The sequence below is a fragment of the Clavibacter capsici genome (genome assembly GCF_001280205.1).
GTDB lineage: Bacteria > Actinomycetota > Actinomycetes > Actinomycetales > Microbacteriaceae > Clavibacter > Clavibacter capsici.
This window is the reverse complement of sequence record NZ_CP012573.1, coordinates 2,223,672-2,239,745: the sequence shown is the minus strand read 5'-3', so window position 1 is coordinate 2,239,745 and position 16,074 is coordinate 2,223,672. Positions and strand designations below refer to the sequence as shown.

The following is a 16,074-nucleotide window of genomic DNA, read 5'->3' as shown; positions in this document are numbered from 1 at the left end:
CTGCTAGTCGTCCGCCCGGCGGATCGCCCCACGAACTGAGGATGCTGTTGAACGGTAACGCCACTTTCCGGCATCGGAACACCTCCCTGCTGGGGCTCGCCAGCGTCCTCGCCCCGCACACCGTGACCTCGGTCGAGATCGACGACCGGTTGAAGCCGGTGCTCGCGCGCCTCCGCCTCCCCACGGGTCTGCTGCAGCGGGTCGCGGGCGTGCTCGAGCGGCGCAACTGGGACGCGTCCATGTCGTTCGACGCGGCCGCGACCGAGGCGGGGCGCAAGGCGCTCGCGCAGGCGGGGATCCAGCCGTCGCAGATCGGCCTCCTCATCAACACGTCCGTGACGCGCGCGCACCTGGAGCCGAGCGTCGCGGTCAGCATCCACCACGGGCTCGGCCTGCCGTCGTCCGCGCTCAACTTCGACATCGCCAACGCCTGCCTCGGCTTCGTCAACGCCATGACCCTCGCGGGCCACCTCATCGACTCGGGCCAGATCGACTACGCGATGATCGTCGACGGCGAGGACGCCGGCGAGATCCGCCACAACACGGTCGCCCGCCTGCTCCGCCCGGAGACCACGCGCGCCGACTTCCTCAGCGAGTTCCCCAGCCTCACGCTCGGGGCGGGGGCCGCGGCGGCCGTCATCGGGCGCACGAGCGACCACCCTGAGGGGCACCGGATCCTCGGCGGCGTCACCCGCGCGGCCACCCAGCACCACGAGCTCTGCATCGGCGACGTGGACGGCATGTTCACCGACACGAAGGAGCTCCTCCGCGGCGGCATGGAGCTCGTCGTGGACGCGTGGAAGGAGGCGGCGCAGGACGACTGGCAGTGGTCCGACATGGACCGCTACATCCTCCACCAGGTCTCCGACGTGCACACGAACGCCATCGTCAAGGCCGCGAAGCTCGACAAGTCGCGCGTGCCGCTGACCTACCCGCGGTACGGCAACGTCGGGCCCGCGAGCATCCCCATCACGCTCGCCGACCAGGCCGACAGCCTCAGCCGCGGCGACCGCGTGCTCTGCATGGGCGTGGGTTCCGGCCTCAACACGGCCATGACCGAGATCCTCTGGTAGTCGCCGTGAGCGCATCGGCCGCGGTCCGACCGGCGACCGTCCCCGTGGCGGGCCCCGACGGGCAGCCGCTGCCCGGCCTCGACCCCGCCTGGTCGCGCGTCGTGCGCGCCGGCGGCCACGGCTGGCACCTGCTCGACACGGGGGAGCGGCTGGCGGCCACGGGCGCGCCCGTCGCCGGCACCATCCTCTGCGTGCACGGCAACCCGACGTGGTCGTACCTGTGGCGGCGCATCGCGGCGGAGTCGCTGGCGCGCGCCGAGCGGGATCCGTCGGCGCCGGCCTGGCGCGTCGTCGCCGTCGACCAGCTCGACATGGGCTTCTCCGAGCGCACGGGCGTCGCGCGCACGCTGCCCATGCGCCTCGACGACCTGCAGGCGCTCACCGACGAGCTGGGGCTCTCCGGATCCGACGCCTCGGGGCCCGTGGTCACGCTCGGCCACGACTGGGGCGGCGTCATCAGCCTCGGCTGGGCGCTCCGCAACCGCGACGTGCTCGCCGGGGTCATGGCGCTCAACACGGCCGTGCACCAGGAGGACGGCGTGCCCATCCCGTGGCCGCTGCGGCTGGCGCTCGCCACGGGGATCCACGACGCCGCCACCCGCGGCACGCCCGGCTTCCTCGCCACCACCCTCGCGCTCGCGCACCCGCCGCTCGACCCGGCCGTGCGCCGCGCGTTCGCCGCGCCGTACCGGGGCGCCGACCGCCGCGCGGGGATCCGCGGCTTCGTCGCCGACATCCCCGTCGGCCCCGCGCACCCCAGCCACGCGACCCTCACCACCATCGCCGAGGGCCTCCGCGACCTCGACCTGCCGGCCCTGTTCGTGTGGGGCCCGCGCGACCCGATCTTCAGCGACGTCTACCTCTCCGACCTCCTCGAGCGCCTGCCGCACGCGGACGTGCACCGGGTCGAGGGCGCCGGGCACCTCGTCGCCGAGGACCACGACTACGCGTCGGCCGCGCTCGACTGGCTCGCGGACCGGGTCGCGCCCGGATCGGCGCCCGCCGCCCGTCCGGCTCCGGCCGCCGACGCCGTGCCCGTCCGCCCGCTCGGTGCGCTCCTCGAGGAGCTCCGCGACAGCGACGCCCCCGTCCTCGTCGAGATGGCCCCGCGCGGCGGCGGCTCCCCGCGCACCGTCTCCTGGCGCCTGCTCTCCCGCCGCGTCCGCGAGATCGCCGCGGGCCTGCACGCCCGCGGCCTCCGCGCGGGCGACCGCGTCTCCCTCCTCGTGCCGCCCGGCGCCGACCTCACGGCCCTCCTCTACGCGTGCCTGCGCATCGGCGCGATCGTCGTGGTCGCCGACGCGGGCCTCGGCGTCAAGGGCCTCGGGCGCGCGGTCGCCGGATCCCGCCCGGACATGGTCGTCGGCATCCCCGCCGGCCTCGCCCTCGCGCGGGCCCTCGGCTGGCCGGGGGAGCGGATCTCCGTCACGACGCTCGCGCCGCCCGTCGCCCGCGCGCTCGGGGTCGCCGCGAGCCTGCCGGAGATCGCCCGCGACGGCCGCGCGCAGGTCCTCCCGCCCGAGCCCGCGGCCGACGACGACGCCGCGATCCTCTTCACCTCCGGATCCACCGGCCCCGCCAAGGGCGTCGTCTACACGCACCGCCAGCTGGCCGCCCTCCGCGACACCCTCGGCTCCCGCTTCGACGTGGGCGTCGGCACGGGCCTCGTCGCCGGCTTCGCGCCGTTCGCGCTGCTCGGCCCGGCGCTCGGCGCCACGAGCGTCACGCCCGACATGGACGTGACCCGCCCGCGCGACCTCACCGCGTCGGCGCTGGCCGCCGCCGCCCGGGCCGCCGACGCCACGGTCGTCTTCGCGTCGCCAGCGGCCCTCGCCAACGTCGTCGCCACCGCCGACGCGCTCACCCCCGACGACCGCGCCGCCCTCGGCCGCGTGCGCTCGCTGCTCTCCGCCGGGGCGCCGCTCTCGGAGGCGCTGCTGACGCGCGCCGCCGCCCTCGTACCCGCCGCCGAGGTCCACACGCCCTACGGGATGACCGAGGGGCTGCTGCTCACCGACGTGACGCTCGAGGGGATCCGCGCCGCCGCCCTCCGTGGCGACGCCGGCGTCTGCGTCGGCGCGCCCGTCGACCCGGTCGCCATCCGCATCAGCCCGCTCGACGCCCACGGCGCCGCGACCGGCGCGCTCACCTCCGAGCCGGGCGTCACGGGCGAGATCGTCGTGGCCGCGCCGCACGTGCACGACCGCTACGACCGCCTGCACGTCACCGACCGGGCCGCGCGCCGCGACTCCGCCGACGGGATCCGCCGCCACCGCACGGGCGACGTCGGCCACCTCGACGCCACGGGCGCGCTCTGGGTCGAGGGTCGCATGCCGCACGTGATCACCACGGCCGACGGCGTGCTCACGCCCGTCGGCCCGGAGCAGCGCGCCGAGTCGGCGCCGGGCGTCGGACGCGCGGCTGCCGTGGGCGTGGGGCCCGCCGGCGTCCAGCAGCTGGTCCTCGTCGTCGAGACCGTGCCGGCCGCGCGCCGCGTCGGGCTGGCGGACCCGGACCTCGCCGCCGCCGTGCGCGCCGCGGTCGGCGTCCCCGTCGCCGCCGTGATCGTCGTCCCCGTGCTGCCCACGGACGTCCGCCACAACTCCAAGGTCGACCGCGCGCGCCTCGGCCGCTGGGCCGCGGGGATCCTCGCGGGCGGCCGGGTGAGCGCCCCGTGATCGTCCTCGTCACGGGCGCGAGCGGCATGCTCGGCCGCGCCGTCGCCGAGCGCCTCGCCGCCGCGGGGCACGCCGTCCGCACCTTCCAGCGCCAGCCGTCCGGCCTCGCGTCGAGCGGCACGGAGCCCGTGGCGGGCGCCGTCGTGGACCTCCGCGGCAGCGTCGTGGATCCAGTGGCCGTCGCCCACGCGGTCGCGGGCGTCGACGCCGTCGTGCACCTCGCCGCCAAGGTCTCGCTCGCGGGCGACCCGGCCGACTTCCGCGCCGTGAACGTCGCGGGCACGCGCTCGCTCCTCGGCGCCGCCCGTGCGGCCGGCGTCACGCGGTTCGTCCACGTGTCCTCGCCGTCCGTCGCGCACACGGGCCTCTCGATCACCGGCGACGGCGCCGGCCCCGCGGATCCCGTCCGCGCCCGCGGCGACTACGCGCGCACCAAGGCCGAGGGCGAGCTCATCGCCCTGGCCGCGGACGACCCGGCGATGCGCGTCCTCGCCGTCCGCCCGCACCTCGTCTGGGGCCCGGGCGACACCCAGCTCGTCGCCCGCATCGTCGACCGCGCCTCCCGCGGACGCCTCCCGCTCCTCGGCCACGGCGCCGCCCTCATCGACACCGTCTACCGCGACAACGCCGCGGACGCGATCGTCGCCGCCCTCGACGCCGCCGACACCGCGCACGGCCGCGCCTACGTCGTCACCAACGGCGAGCCGCGTCCCGTCGCCGAGCTGCTCGCCGGCATGTGCCGCGCCGCGGGCGTCCCCGCGCCGCGCCTGCGCGTGCCCGCCGCCCTCGCCCGCGCCGCCGGGGGAGCGGTGGAGCGCGTCTGGGCCGTGCGCCCCGGATCCGACGAGCCGCCCATGACCCGCTTCCTCGCCGAGCAGCTCTCCACGGCGCACTGGTTCGACCAGCGCGAGACCCGCCGGGCGCTCGGATGGACGCCGGCCGTCTCCCTCGACGAGGGCTTCGAGCGCCTGCGCCTCTCCTACGCGAGCGGATCCGCCGGACGCTGACCGGGCGCGGCCCGAGGCGCCCGGATCGCTAGGCTGTCTCGGGTGTCCACACGCCTCTCGAAGCTCTTCGTCCGCACCCTCCGGGAAGACCCCGTCGACGCCGAGGTGGCCAGCCACCGCCTCCTCGTGCGCGCCGGCTACATCCGCCGCCAGGCCCCCGGCATCTTCGCCTGGCTGCCGCTCGGCCTCCGGGTCAAGAACAAGGTCGAGGCCATCGTCCGCGAGGAGATGGAGCGCATCGGCGCCCAGGAGGTGCACTTCCCCGCGCTCCTGCCCGCCGAGCCGTACCAGGCCACCGGCCGCTACGAGGAGTACGGCCCCGGGATGTTCCGCCTCGAGGACCGCAAGCGCGCGCCCATGGTGCTCGCGCCCACGCACGAGGAGTTCTTCGCGCTGCTCGTGAAGGACCTCTACTCGTCGTACAAGGACCTGCCCCTGTCGATCTACCAGATCCAGGACAAGTACCGCGACGAGGCCCGCCCCCGCGCCGGCATCCTCCGCGGCCGCGAGTTCACGATGAAGGACGCCTACTCGTTCGACGTCACCGACGAGGCCCTGTCCGTCAGCTACCAGGCCCAGCGCGACGCGTACGAGCGGATCTTCCAGCGCCTCGGCCTCGAGTACGCCATCGTCGCCGCCGACGCGGGCGCCATGGGCGGATCCAAGAGCGAGGAGTTCCTGCACCCGACGCCCATCGGCGAGGACACGTTCGTGCGGAGCCCCGGCGGCTACGCGGCCAACGTCGAGGCGTTCACGACGCTCGTGCCGGACGCGATCCCCATCGAGGGCCAGCCCGCCGCGCGCGTCTTCGACTCGCCCGACACCCCCACCATCGCCACCCTCGTCGACCTCGCCAACGCGCGGGAGCCCCGCGAGGACGGCCGCGCCTGGACCGCCGCGGACACCCTGAAGAACATCGTGCTGGCGCTGACGCACCTCGACGGCACGCGCGAGCTCGTCGTCGTCGGGATCCCCGGCGACCGGGACATCGACCTCAAGCGCGCCGAGGTGGCCTTCTTCCCCGCCGAGGTCGAGCCCGCCACGGCGGCCGACCTCGCCAAGCAGCCGGGCCTCGTCACGGGCTACATCGGCCCGTGGTCGGCCGACGGCCCCGTGCTCGGATCCACGTCCAGCACGAAGGTGCGCTACGTGGTCGACCCCCGCGTCGTCGACGGCTCCTCGTGGATCACCGGCGCCAACGTCGCCGGGAAGCACGTGCTCTCGCTCGTCGCCGGCCGCGACTTCACGCCCGACGGCGTGGTCGAGGCGGCGGACGTGCGCGACGGCGACCCGGCCCCCGACGGGTCCGGCCCCATCAGCACCGCGCGCGGCACCGAGATCGGCCACGTCTTCGAGCTCGGCCGCAAGTACGCGGAGGCGCTCGGCCTCAAGGTGCTCGACGAGAACGGCAAGCTCGTCACGGTCACCATGGGCTCCTACGGCATCGGCATCACGCGCAACCTCGCGCTGGTCGCCGAGGCCACGCAGGACGGCCGCGGCCTCCTCTGGCCCGCGTCCATCAGCCCGTTCGACGTGCACGTCGTCATGACCGGCAAGGACGAGGGGGTGCGCACCGCGAGCGAGGAGCTCGTCGACGCGCTCGACGCCGCCGGCCTCGACGTGCTCTTCGACGACCGCCCCAAGGTGTCGCCCGGCGTGAAGTTCGGCGACGCCGAGCTGATCGGCGTGCCGACCATCGTCATCGTCGGCCGTGGCGCCGCCGACGGCATGGCCGAGCTCTGGGACCGTCGCACGGACGAGCGCACGCCCGTCGCGCTCGCCGACGTCGTGGGCGCCCTCACCGCCGACCGCTGATCCGCACCGCGCCCCCGCTCGAGGCTGCCCGACCCCTCCCGGTCGGGTAGCCTCGAGTGTTTCCAACCGAATAGAGGAGTCGCCCATGGACATCGACCTCAGCGTCCTGCGCATGATGGAGCGCGAGCGCGAGATCCCGTTCGAGGAGCTCGTCTCGATCATCGAGCAGGCCATCCTCACCGCCTACCTCAAGCACACCGACCAGGCCGACGCCAAGCCCGTCGCCGACGGCGTGCCGCCCGCCCGCGTGCACCTGGACCGCAAGTCCGGGCACGTCTCCGTCCACGTCCCCGAGCTCGACGAGGACGGCCTCGTCATCGGCGAGGCCGAGGACAGCCCGAGCGACTTCGGCCGCATCGCCGCCTTCGCCGCCAAGCAGGTCATCAACCAGCGCCTGCGCGACATCGGCGACGACCGCATCCTCGGCGAGTTCAAGGGCCGCGAGGGCGACATCGTCGCGGGCGTCATCCAGCAGGGCCCGAACCCCCGCATGATCCACGTCGACCTCGGCACCATCGAGGCGATCCTGCCGCCCGAGGAGCAGGTGCCCGGCGAGAGGTACGTGCACGGCTCGCGCCTGCGCGTCTACGTCACGAGCGTCTCCCGCGGCGCGAAGGGCCCGCAGATCACGGTCTCGCGCACGCACCCCTCGCTCGTCCGCAAGCTGTTCGCGCTCGAGGTGCCGGAGATCGCCCAGGGCCTGGTGGAGATCGTGTCGCTGGCCCGCGAGGCCGGCCACCGCACCAAGATCGCGGTGCGCGCGACCGAGCCCGGCATCAACGCCAAGGGCGCCTGCATCGGCGAGCTGGGGCAGCGCGTCCGCGCGGTCACGGCCGAGCTCAACGAGGAGAAGATCGACATCGTCGACTACTCCGAGTCGCTGCCCGTGTTCGTCGGCAACGCGCTCTCGCCCGCCCGGGTCACGAGCTCGTTCGTCATCGACCAGGCGACCAAGGCCGTGCGCGCGCTCGTGCCCGACTACCAGCTGTCGCTCGCGATCGGCAAGGAGGGCCAGAACGCCCGGCTCGCCGCCAAGCTCACGGGCGCGAAGATCGACATCCAGCCCGACTCGATCCTCGAGGGCGACGACTGAGCGCCGTCCGACGGGACCCGAGCCTCGCCGCCGCCGGAGGGAGGGGGTAGTATGGATCCGGTAAGAACGTGCGTCGGCTGTCGTCGGCGTGCCCCGAGGTCCGCTCTCCAGCGGATCGTCGCCGATCCCCCCACCCGCTCCCTCGTCCTCGACGAGCGCGCGGTGATGGCCGGCAGGGGCGCGTGGATCCATCCGACCATCGAGTGCATCGACAGAGCGATCGCGCGGCGTGCCTTCGGGCGGGCCCTGCGGAGCGACGCGGCGCTCGACCCCGCAGCTCTTGGGGGACTACGAGAGCGGCTCGCGGCCCAGCCGAGCGCGCGAGCATCCGAGAGAACAGGCTGAACGGCACATGGACAACTAATGAGCGGCTCGAAATGAGATCCGTCCAGCACTAGCGGTCCCCTCCTGCCTGGGAGAGGACCCCCAGACAGGAGAACAGTGGCAAAACCACGCGTACACGAGATCGCCGCCGAGATCGGCGTCGACAGCAAGACCGCACTCGCCAAGCTCAAGGAGATGGGCGAGTTCGTCAAGGGACCGTCGTCGAGCATCGAGCCCCCCGTGGCCCGCAAGCTCAAGGCGGCGCTCGAGGCAGCCGGCGTCACCGGCCAGGCCGCGGCGCCCGCCGCGACGCCGTCGTCCGCCCCGCGCCCCGGGAGCCGCTCGTCGGCCCCCAAGCCCGGCGGCCGTCCCACCCCCGGCCCGCAGCCGACCGCCGCTCCCGAGGCCCCGGCGCCCGAGGCGTCCGAGGTGCCGGTCCCGGCGAAGCCGCTGACCGTCGCGGAGCGCCAGGCCCAGGCCGAGGCGAGCCGCAAGGCCGCCGCGGAGGAGAAGGCCCAGGCCGAGAAGTCGGCCACGACCGCGACCCCCGAGGCTCCCGCCGCCGCGACCCCGAGCGCCCCGCGCCCGGACGCCGGCAGCGCGCCCGCGCCCTCCAACGGCATCCCGCGTCCCGGGATCCCGCGTCCGGCGGCCCCGCGCCCCGGCAACAACCCCTTCGCGAGCAACCAGGGCATGGGCACCAAGCCCCGCCCGGGCAACAACCCGTTCGCGAGCAACCAGGGCATGGGCCAGCGCCCCGCCGCGGGAGCCGCAGGCCCCCGTCCGGCCGCTCCCCGTCCCGGATCCCCCGCCCCGGCGCCCCGCGTCCCGGCGGCCCCGGCCAGGGCGCCCGTCCCGGCGGCTTCGGCCAGCGTCCCGCGGGTGCGGGTCGTCCCGGCGGCGCACCCGGCGGAGCGGGACGCCCCGGCGCCCCCGCCGCCGGCGGCTTCCAGCGTCCGGCCGGCGGCTTCGCCGGTCGTCCCGGTGGCGGCGGCCGTGGTCGCGGCCCCGGCGGCGGCACCGCGGGTGCCTTCGGGCGCGGCGGCGGAAAGAGCAAGTCGCGCAAGTCGAAGCGGACGAAGAGGGCCGAGTTCGAGCTGCGCGAGGCCCCGTCGCTGGGTGGCGTCAGCGTCCCCCGCGGCGACGGCAACACGGTCGTCCGCCTGCGTCGCGGCGCGTCCATCTCGGACTTCGCCGACAAGATCGACGCGAGCCCCGGCAACCTGGTGACCGTGCTGTTCCACCTCGGTGAGATGGCCACGGCGACCGAGTCGCTCGACGAGGCCACCTTCGAGGTGCTCGGCACGGAGCTCGGCTACAAGATCCAGGTCGTCTCCCCGGAGGACGAGGACCGCGAGCTGCTCGAGGGCTTCGACATCGACCTCGACCAGGAGCTCGAGGACGAGGACGACGACGTGCTGGAGATCCGGCCGCCCGTCGTCACCGTCATGGGCCACGTCGACCACGGCAAGACGCGCCTGCTCGACGCCATCCGCAACGCCAACGTCATCGAGGGCGAAGCGGGCGGCATCACGCAGCACATCGGCGCGTACCAGGTCTGGGCGCCGCACGAGGGCTACGAGCGCGCCATCACCTTCATCGACACCCCGGGTCACGAGGCGTTCACCGCCATGCGCGCCCGTGGTGCGCAGGTCACCGACATCGCGATCCTCGTGGTCGCGGCCGACGACGGCATCATGCCGCAGACGGTGGAGGCCCTGAACCACGCCCAGGCGGCGAACGTGCCGATCGTGGTCGCGGTCAACAAGGTCGACAAGGAGGGGGCCAACCCCGCCAAGGTGCGCCAGCAGCTCACCGAGTACGGCCTGGTCGCCGAGGAGTACGGCGGAGACGTCATGTTCGTCGACGTGTCCGCGCTCACCGGCAAGGGCGTGGACGCCCTCCTCGAGGCCGTCCTGCTCACGGCCGACGCCGGGCTCGACCTGCGCAGCAACCCGAACAAGGACGCGCGCGGCGTGGCCATCGAGGCCCGCCTCGACAAGGGCCGCGGCGCGGTCGCGACCGTGCTCATCCAGTCGGGCACGCTCCGCGTGGGCGACGCCATCGTGGCGGGCACGGCCTACGGCCGCGTCCGGGCGATGATGGACGAGAACGGCGACGCCGTCACCGAGGCCTACCCCTCGCGTCCCGTCCAGGTCCAGGGCCTCTCGTCGGTCCCCGGCGCGGGCGACACCTTCCTCGTCACCGAGGAGGATCGCACCGCCCGTCAGATCGCCGAGAAGCGCGAGGCCGTCGAGCGCAACGCCCAGCTGGCCAAGGCCCGCAAGCGCATCAGCCTCGAGGACTTCACGCGTGCGCTGGAGGAGGGCAAGGTCGAGTCGCTCAACCTCATCATCAAGGGCGACGTGTCCGGTGCCGTCGAGGCGCTGGAGGAGTCGCTCATGAAGATCGAGGTGGACGACTCCGTGCAGCTGCGGATCATCCACCGCGGCGTCGGAGCGGTCACCGAGAGCGACGTCAACCTGGCGACGATCGACAACGCGATCATCATCGGGTTCAACGTCCGCCCCGACCCGAAGGCCCGCGCCCGCGCGGCGCGCGAGGGCGTCGACATCCGCTTCTACAGCGTCATCTACTCGGCGCTCGAGGAGATCGAGTCGAGCCTCACGGGCATGCTCAAGCCCGAGTACGAGGAGGTCCAGTCCGGCGTCGCCGAGATCCGCGAGGTGTTCCGCTCCTCCAAGTTCGGCAACATCGCGGGTGTCATCGTCCGCTCGGGCACCATCACCAGGAACGCCAAGGCGCGGGTCATCCGCGACGGCGTGGTGGTGGGCGACAACCTGGCCATCGAGTCGCTGCGCCGGTTCAAGGACGACGTGTCCGAGGTCCGCACGGACTACGAGGCCGGCATCGGCCTCGGCAAGTTCAACGACATCCAGATCGGCGACGAGATCGAGACGATCGAGATGAAGGAGAAGCCGCGGGGCTGACCCCGGCCGATCCGGGCCCCGCTCCCCACCCGGGGAGCGGGGCCCTCCCCGTCCCGCCACCCGCGGGGCGCCAGCACGACGCCGGGTCCCGCCCGGCCGCATCCGTCACGGAAGGACGTCGACCATGGTCGATCACGCGAGGGCCCGGAAGATGGCCGACCGCATCAAGGAGATCGTCGCGCGCAAGCTCGACCGGGGGATCAAGGACCCGCGCCTCGGCTTCGTGACCGTCACCGACGTGCGCGTCACGGGCGACCTGCAGCACGCCAGCATCTTCTACACGGTCTACGGCACCGACGAGGAGCGCGCCGACACGGCCGCCGCCCTCAAGTCCGCCACCGGCATGCTCCGCAGCGAGGTCGGCAAGAACATCACCGCGCGCCTCACGCCGTCGCTCGAGTTCATCCTCGACGGCGTGCCGGAGAACGCGGCCGCCATCGACGCCCTCCTCGAGGAGGCGCGCCGCCGCGACGCCGACGTGCACACGCAGGCCCAGGCCGCCGTGTACGCGGGCGACGAGGACCCGTACGTCAAGCCGCGCGTGATCGCGGACGACGAGGACGAGGATGAGGACCTCGACGACGACGAGGACGAGGACGAGGACGAGGACGGCGACGACGTCGACCGCACGGCGCCCGGGTACGAGCCCGCGCACTGATCCACCTGGTCGGCCGGCGCGCTGCGGCGTGCCGGCCGGCGCGCGTCAGCTCGGCAGGGCGTAGGTCCCGTCGGGCTGGCGCACCGCGAGCCCGTCGGCGATGAGCCCGCCGAGCGCGCGCTCGCGCTGCACGGGCTCCGGCCACGCGGTCGCGAGGTCGGCCGCGGTCACGGGGGAGTGGCTCGACCGCAGCTCGGCCAGCAGGAGGCCGCGCACCTGCCGGTCGGATCCCTCGTAGCGCTTCTGCGTCACGCGCGCCGGCCCGTCGTAGGCCGGGTAGCCGGCGGCGCGCCACGCGCACAGGTCGCGGATCGGGCAGTCGTCGCAGCGCGGGGAGCGGGCCGTGCAGATCACGGCGCCCAGCTCCATCGTCCCCGCGTTGAAGACGCGCGCCTCGGCGACGTCGGCGGGCAGCTGCGCCTCCATCGCGGCGAGGTCGACCTTGGTGCGCGCGGGCCCGGGATCGCCCTGGCCCGCGACCGCGCGCGCGAGCACGCGGCGCACGTTGACGTCGACGACCGGGTGCCGGTGCCCGAACGCGAACGCCGCGACCGCGCGCGCCGTGTACGGGCCGATGCCGGGGAGGTCGAGGAGGGCGTCCACGTCCTCCGGCACCTCGCCGCCGTGCCGCTCGACGATCGCGACGGCGCACGCGTGCAGGTTCAGCGCCCGCCGCGGGTAGCCCAGCCGGCCCCAGGCGCGGACGGCCTCGCTCGCGGGCGTGGACGCCAGCGCCGCGGGCACGGGCCACCGGGCGAGCCACTCCTCGAGCCGCGGGATCACCCGCACCACGGGCGTCTGCTGCAGCATGAACTCGCTGACGAGGATGCCCCAGGACCCGAAGCCCTCCCGGCGCCACGGCAGGTCGCGCGCGTTCTCCCGGAACCACGCGTTGACGTCTCGGGCGAGGGCGGTCTCCGGCATCCGGCCAGCGTACGAGACGAGGAGCCTAGGCTCGGCGCATGCCCCTGTACCGCGCCTCCCGCGCCGAGGTCCTGTCCTCGCTCGCCGACGAGTTCCTGCACAACTACGGCCGAGGCCGCGCCTTCCTCGCGGTCGACGGCGGGCCGCTCGCCGATCCCGTCGCCTTCGCCCGGGACCTGGCCGACGTGCTGCGCGCGGGCGGCCGGGGCGCCTACGTCGCGGCGGCCGCCGACTTCGCGACCGACGGGGACGCGGGATCCGTCGATGCGGACGCGCTCCGCGACCGGCTCGTGCGCCCCTTCCGGAAGCCCGGCACGCCCGTCGCGCTGCGCCCGGACGCGGATCCCGTCGTCGACGCCCCGGGCGACGCCGTGCTGGTCGTCGCCGGGGACGCCCTCCAGACGCCCGAGCTGCGCGGGCTCTGGAACGCGGTCGTCTACCTGCTGCTGCCGGACGAGCCGCTCGCGACCTCCGGCGGCGACGCCGGCTCGGCCGCGCAGGAGGCGCACGCGCGCTACATCCGCCAGGTGAACCCGCGACGCGCGGCGACCATGATCGTCGACGTCACCGACCCGGACCTCCCGCGCCGCGTCTTCGCCGACAGCTGCTGAGGTCCGCCGCGTCGAGACGCCGAGGGCGCGCGCGTCAGCGCGGGATCAGCCGCGCGAGCTCCGCGGGGGACAGGTGCCGTCCGCTCGCCTCCACCCCGTGCACGAGCTGCACCAGCGCGGCGTTGACGCGCGCGTCCTGACCGGCGCCGGGCGCGAGGGCCGCGACGGCCCCGTTCAGGTGGTCGACCTCGGTGAGCCGGTCGCGGCGGATGCTCTGCAGCGTCGAGCCCGGGTTCGGCACCTGGCCCATGGCGCGGGCCAGCGACACGGGCATGCGCTCGGCGAGGCCGAGGGGCAGCGACGCGAACACGCGCAGCCGGCGGTGGGTGAGCCCGCTGAGCCGGCCGAAGACGATGCCGCGGGCGAGGCCCGTGCGCACGGTCTCCTGCATGGCGCGCGTGACGATGCGCCGCATGGCGGGATCGGCGATGGTCGCCTGCACGCTGAGGCCGGTGATGGCGGGCACGGCGTTGATGCCGTTGACGACGAGCTTGGTCCACTGGGCCCCGCGGAAGTCGTCGGCGACCGAGACGGGCATGACGGGATCCAGCAGCTCGCGCACGAGCGCCACCCCGGGCCCGTCCGGTCCGTCCGCGCTGCCGACGTGCACGCCGGCGGGCCCCGTGACGGTGACCAGCCCGGGCTCGGTGAGCGACACGGCTGCGAGCGCCAGCCCGCCCACGACCTGGGAGCGCGGCAGGGACTCGGCCCCCATCGTGAGCGCGGAGAGCCCGTTCTGCACGACGAGCACGGGGATCCCGCGGAGCCAGCCGGCGTTCTCCGTCATGGCGTCGCGGGCGTCGGCGATCTTGGTGGCGACGATCGCGACCTCGGGCGGGCGGCCCAGGCGCTCGGCCGCGGCGACGCGCGCGACGTGGTCGCCCCAGCCGCCGGCGAGGCGGAGGCCCGAGTCCTGGATCGCGCGGAGGTGCGGCCCGCGGGCGGTGACGTCGACCTGGTGGCCGCTGCGATCGAGCAGCGCCGCGATGGTGCCGCCGACGGCGCCCGCCCCCAAGACACCGATCCGCACGCGTCCTCCTCCGACGCTCCCGATCCTAGGCCGGGCGGCTCCGAGCGAGCCGGGCGGCGGCCGGGGCACGGCATGATGGTGGGGCCATGGATACCCCGACCCCCCGCGCCGCGCCCTCCACCGCGAGCGGCCTGCTCCTCATCGACAAGCGCGGGGAGTGGACCAGCCACGACCTCGTCGCCCGCACGCGCCGCCTCGCCGGCACCCGCAAGGTCGGGCACGCGGGCACGCTCGACCCGATGGCGACGGGCCTCATGATCCTCGGCGTCAACAGCTCGACGCGCCTGCTCACCTACCTCGTCGGCCTCGACAAGGAGTACCTCGCGACGATCCGCCTCGGCCGCGCCACCACCACGGACGACCGAGAGGGCGAGGTCGTCTCGCGCGCCGAGCCCGGGCGGATCCGCGACCTCGCCGTCGCCGACGTGGAACGCGCCATCGCGGACCTCCGCGGCACCATCTCGCAGGTGCCGAGCGCCGTCAGCGCCATCAAGGTCGACGGCAAGCGCGCGTACGCCCGCGTCCGCGCCGGCGAGGAGGTCGAGCTCGCCGCGCGCGAGGTCACCGTCTCGGCCTTCGACGTGCTCCGCTTCGACGCCGTGGAGGCGGAGGAGGGCGAGGAGGACGGCGCCCAGCTCGACCTCTCCGTGCGGATCACGTGCTCGTCGGGCACCTACGTGCGGGCCCTCGCGCGGGACCTCGGCCGCGCGCTCGGCGTCGGCGGCCACCTCACGGCGCTCCGCCGCACGCGCGTCGGCCCGTTCCACGTCGACGACGCCGTGGCGATCGACGACCTCGTGGTCGCCGACCGGCTCGTGCCGCCGGCCGACGCCGCCGCCCGCCTCTTCGAGGTGCTGCACCTCACCGAGCAGGAGGCCGTCGACCTCGGGCACGGCAAGAGGCTGACGACGCCCGACGAGGCGCCCACCGAGGATCCGCTCGCCGCCGTCGCACCCGACGGCCGGCTCGTGGGCCTGGTCGGCTTCCGCGGGCGCACGGGCACCTCCCTCGTCAACTTCCCGGCCGACGAGGCGGGCGCCTCGTGATCGGCTGGCTCACGGTCACGCAGATCGCCGTCGCCGTGGTCGCGGGCGTGCTGTGCCTCGTCGTCGGCGCGATCGGGCGGAAGCCGAGCGACCTCACGGTGCTCCCGACCGCGCTCGTCGAGGTGCTGCTCGTGGTCCAGCTCGTGGTCGCGATCGTCGCGCCCGCGGTCGGCAACCCGCCGTCCGGCAACCTCGTCGAGTACTACGCGTACCTGCTGAGCGGGCTCGTGATCCCGCCGCTCGCGGTCTTCTGGGCCCTCGTCGAGCGCACCCGCTGGAGCACGATCATCCTGGGCGCGTCGTGCCTGGCCATCGCGATCATGGTCTACCGGATGGACGTCATCTGGAACGTCCAGTCCGCGTGACCGCCTCTCCCTCGGGTAGGGGATAATCGCAGGTGCCATGACTGACTCCCGCACCTCGCGCATGACCGGTCTCGGACGCGTCCTGGTCTTCTTCTACGGGCTGCTGGCCCTCGCCGCGACGGGCCGCTCGGTCACGCAGATCCTCACCAAGTTCGACGAGGCGCCGGTCGCGTACGCGCTCTCCGCGCTCGCCGCCGTCGTCTACATCGTCGCCACGGTCGCGCTCGTGGCGCCCGCCCGCACGCCCGAGGCCGCGCGCCGCTGGTACCGCATCGCGTTCGCCACCATCGCGTTCGAGCTCGTGGGCGTGCTCGTGGTCGGCACGCTGAGCCTCGTCGACTCCCAGCTCTTCCCGCACGACAGCGTGTGGTCGGTCTACGGCTACGGCTACGTGTTCATCCCGCTGGTGCTCCCGGTGCTCGGCCTCCTGTGGCTGCGCCGCGGCGGCCGCTCGCGCGTGAGCGCCGTCGACGAGCGCCCCGTGCGCGGGGCCCGCTGA

General features: G+C 74.7%; 13 protein-coding genes and 1 pseudogene. 12 read left to right on the top strand and 2 right to left on the bottom strand.

The window, feature by feature from the left end; all coding sequences use genetic code 11:
• The first annotated feature begins 41 nt into the window (after positions 1–41).
• The 8 genes and pseudogenes from AES38_RS10510 (at position 42) to rbfA (ending at position 11,599) form a co-directional block, all read left to right on the top strand.
• Positions 42–1,073, top strand: coding sequence for a 3-oxoacyl-ACP synthase III (locus AES38_RS10510; RefSeq protein WP_053774931.1), 1,032 nt, complete (start codon positions 42–44; stop codon positions 1,071–1,073).
• A gap of 5 nt (positions 1,074–1,078) precedes the next feature.
• A complete protein-coding gene (locus tag AES38_RS10505) occupies positions 1,079–3,751 on the top strand; it encodes an alpha/beta fold hydrolase (RefSeq protein ID WP_053774930.1) in 2,673 nt (890 codons plus the stop codon).
• A complete protein-coding gene (locus AES38_RS10500; protein ID WP_053774929.1) occupies positions 3,748–4,758 on the top strand; it encodes an NAD-dependent epimerase/dehydratase family protein in 1,011 nt (336 codons plus the stop codon). The genes AES38_RS10505 and AES38_RS10500 overlap by 4 nt, the downstream gene beginning before the upstream one ends.
• Before the next feature lie 42 nt (positions 4,759–4,800).
• Positions 4,801–6,573 (top strand): proline--tRNA ligase, encoded by a 1,773-nt coding sequence (locus AES38_RS10495; RefSeq protein ID WP_053774928.1) that lies wholly within the window; start codon positions 4,801–4,803, stop codon positions 6,571–6,573.
• A gap of 85 nt (positions 6,574–6,658) precedes the next feature.
• Positions 6,659–7,666, top strand: coding sequence for a transcription termination factor NusA (nusA, locus tag AES38_RS10490; RefSeq protein ID WP_053774927.1), 1,008 nt, complete (start codon positions 6,659–6,661; stop codon positions 7,664–7,666).
• A 51-nt stretch (positions 7,667–7,717) separates the two neighbouring features.
• Complete coding sequence (locus tag AES38_RS15465) at positions 7,718–8,011, top strand: YlxR family protein (protein ID WP_072174635.1); 294 nt, start codon at positions 7,718–7,720, stop codon at positions 8,009–8,011.
• Between the two features lie 96 nt (positions 8,012–8,107).
• Positions 8,108–10,941, top strand: a pseudogene (gene infB, locus AES38_RS10485) (translation initiation factor IF-2).
• Between the two features lie 124 nt (positions 10,942–11,065).
• A complete protein-coding gene (rbfA, locus tag AES38_RS10480; protein ID WP_053774926.1) occupies positions 11,066–11,599 on the top strand; it encodes a 30S ribosome-binding factor RbfA in 534 nt (177 codons plus the stop codon).
• Between the two features lie 45 nt (positions 11,600–11,644).
• Here rbfA and AES38_RS10475 read toward each other — a convergent pair whose 3' ends face one another.
• Entirely contained in the window at positions 11,645–12,523 is an 879-nt protein-coding gene (locus tag AES38_RS10475) for an iron-sulfur binding domain-containing protein (RefSeq protein WP_053774925.1), read from the bottom strand.
• Positions 12,524–12,561: 38 nt separating this feature from the next.
• On the opposite strand from AES38_RS10475, the gene AES38_RS10470 reads away from it, so the two are divergent.
• Positions 12,562–13,134 (top strand): nucleoside/nucleotide kinase family protein, encoded by a 573-nt coding sequence (locus AES38_RS10470; protein ID WP_053774924.1) that lies wholly within the window; start codon positions 12,562–12,564, stop codon positions 13,132–13,134.
• A gap of 34 nt (positions 13,135–13,168) precedes the next feature.
• Here the strand turns inward: AES38_RS10470 and AES38_RS10465 are convergent, their stop codons facing one another.
• Complete coding sequence (locus AES38_RS10465) at positions 13,169–14,164, bottom strand: ketopantoate reductase family protein (protein ID WP_053774923.1); 996 nt, start codon at positions 14,162–14,164, stop codon at positions 13,169–13,171.
• Between the two features lie 86 nt (positions 14,165–14,250).
• Here AES38_RS10465 and truB point away from each other — a divergent pair, with 86 nt between their 5' ends.
• The 3 genes from truB to AES38_RS10450 are packed head-to-tail and all read left to right on the top strand — an operon-like array spanning position 14,251 to position 16,074.
• Positions 14,251–15,210 (top strand): tRNA pseudouridine(55) synthase TruB, encoded by a 960-nt coding sequence (gene truB / locus AES38_RS10460; protein WP_053774922.1) that lies wholly within the window; start codon positions 14,251–14,253, stop codon positions 15,208–15,210.
• A complete protein-coding gene (locus AES38_RS10455; RefSeq protein ID WP_053774921.1) occupies positions 15,207–15,575 on the top strand; it encodes a hypothetical protein in 369 nt (122 codons plus the stop codon). The genes truB and AES38_RS10455 overlap by 4 nt, the downstream gene beginning before the upstream one ends.
• Before the next feature lie 37 nt (positions 15,576–15,612).
• Positions 15,613–16,074, top strand: coding sequence for a hypothetical protein (locus AES38_RS10450; protein WP_053774920.1), 462 nt, complete (start codon positions 15,613–15,615; stop codon positions 16,072–16,074).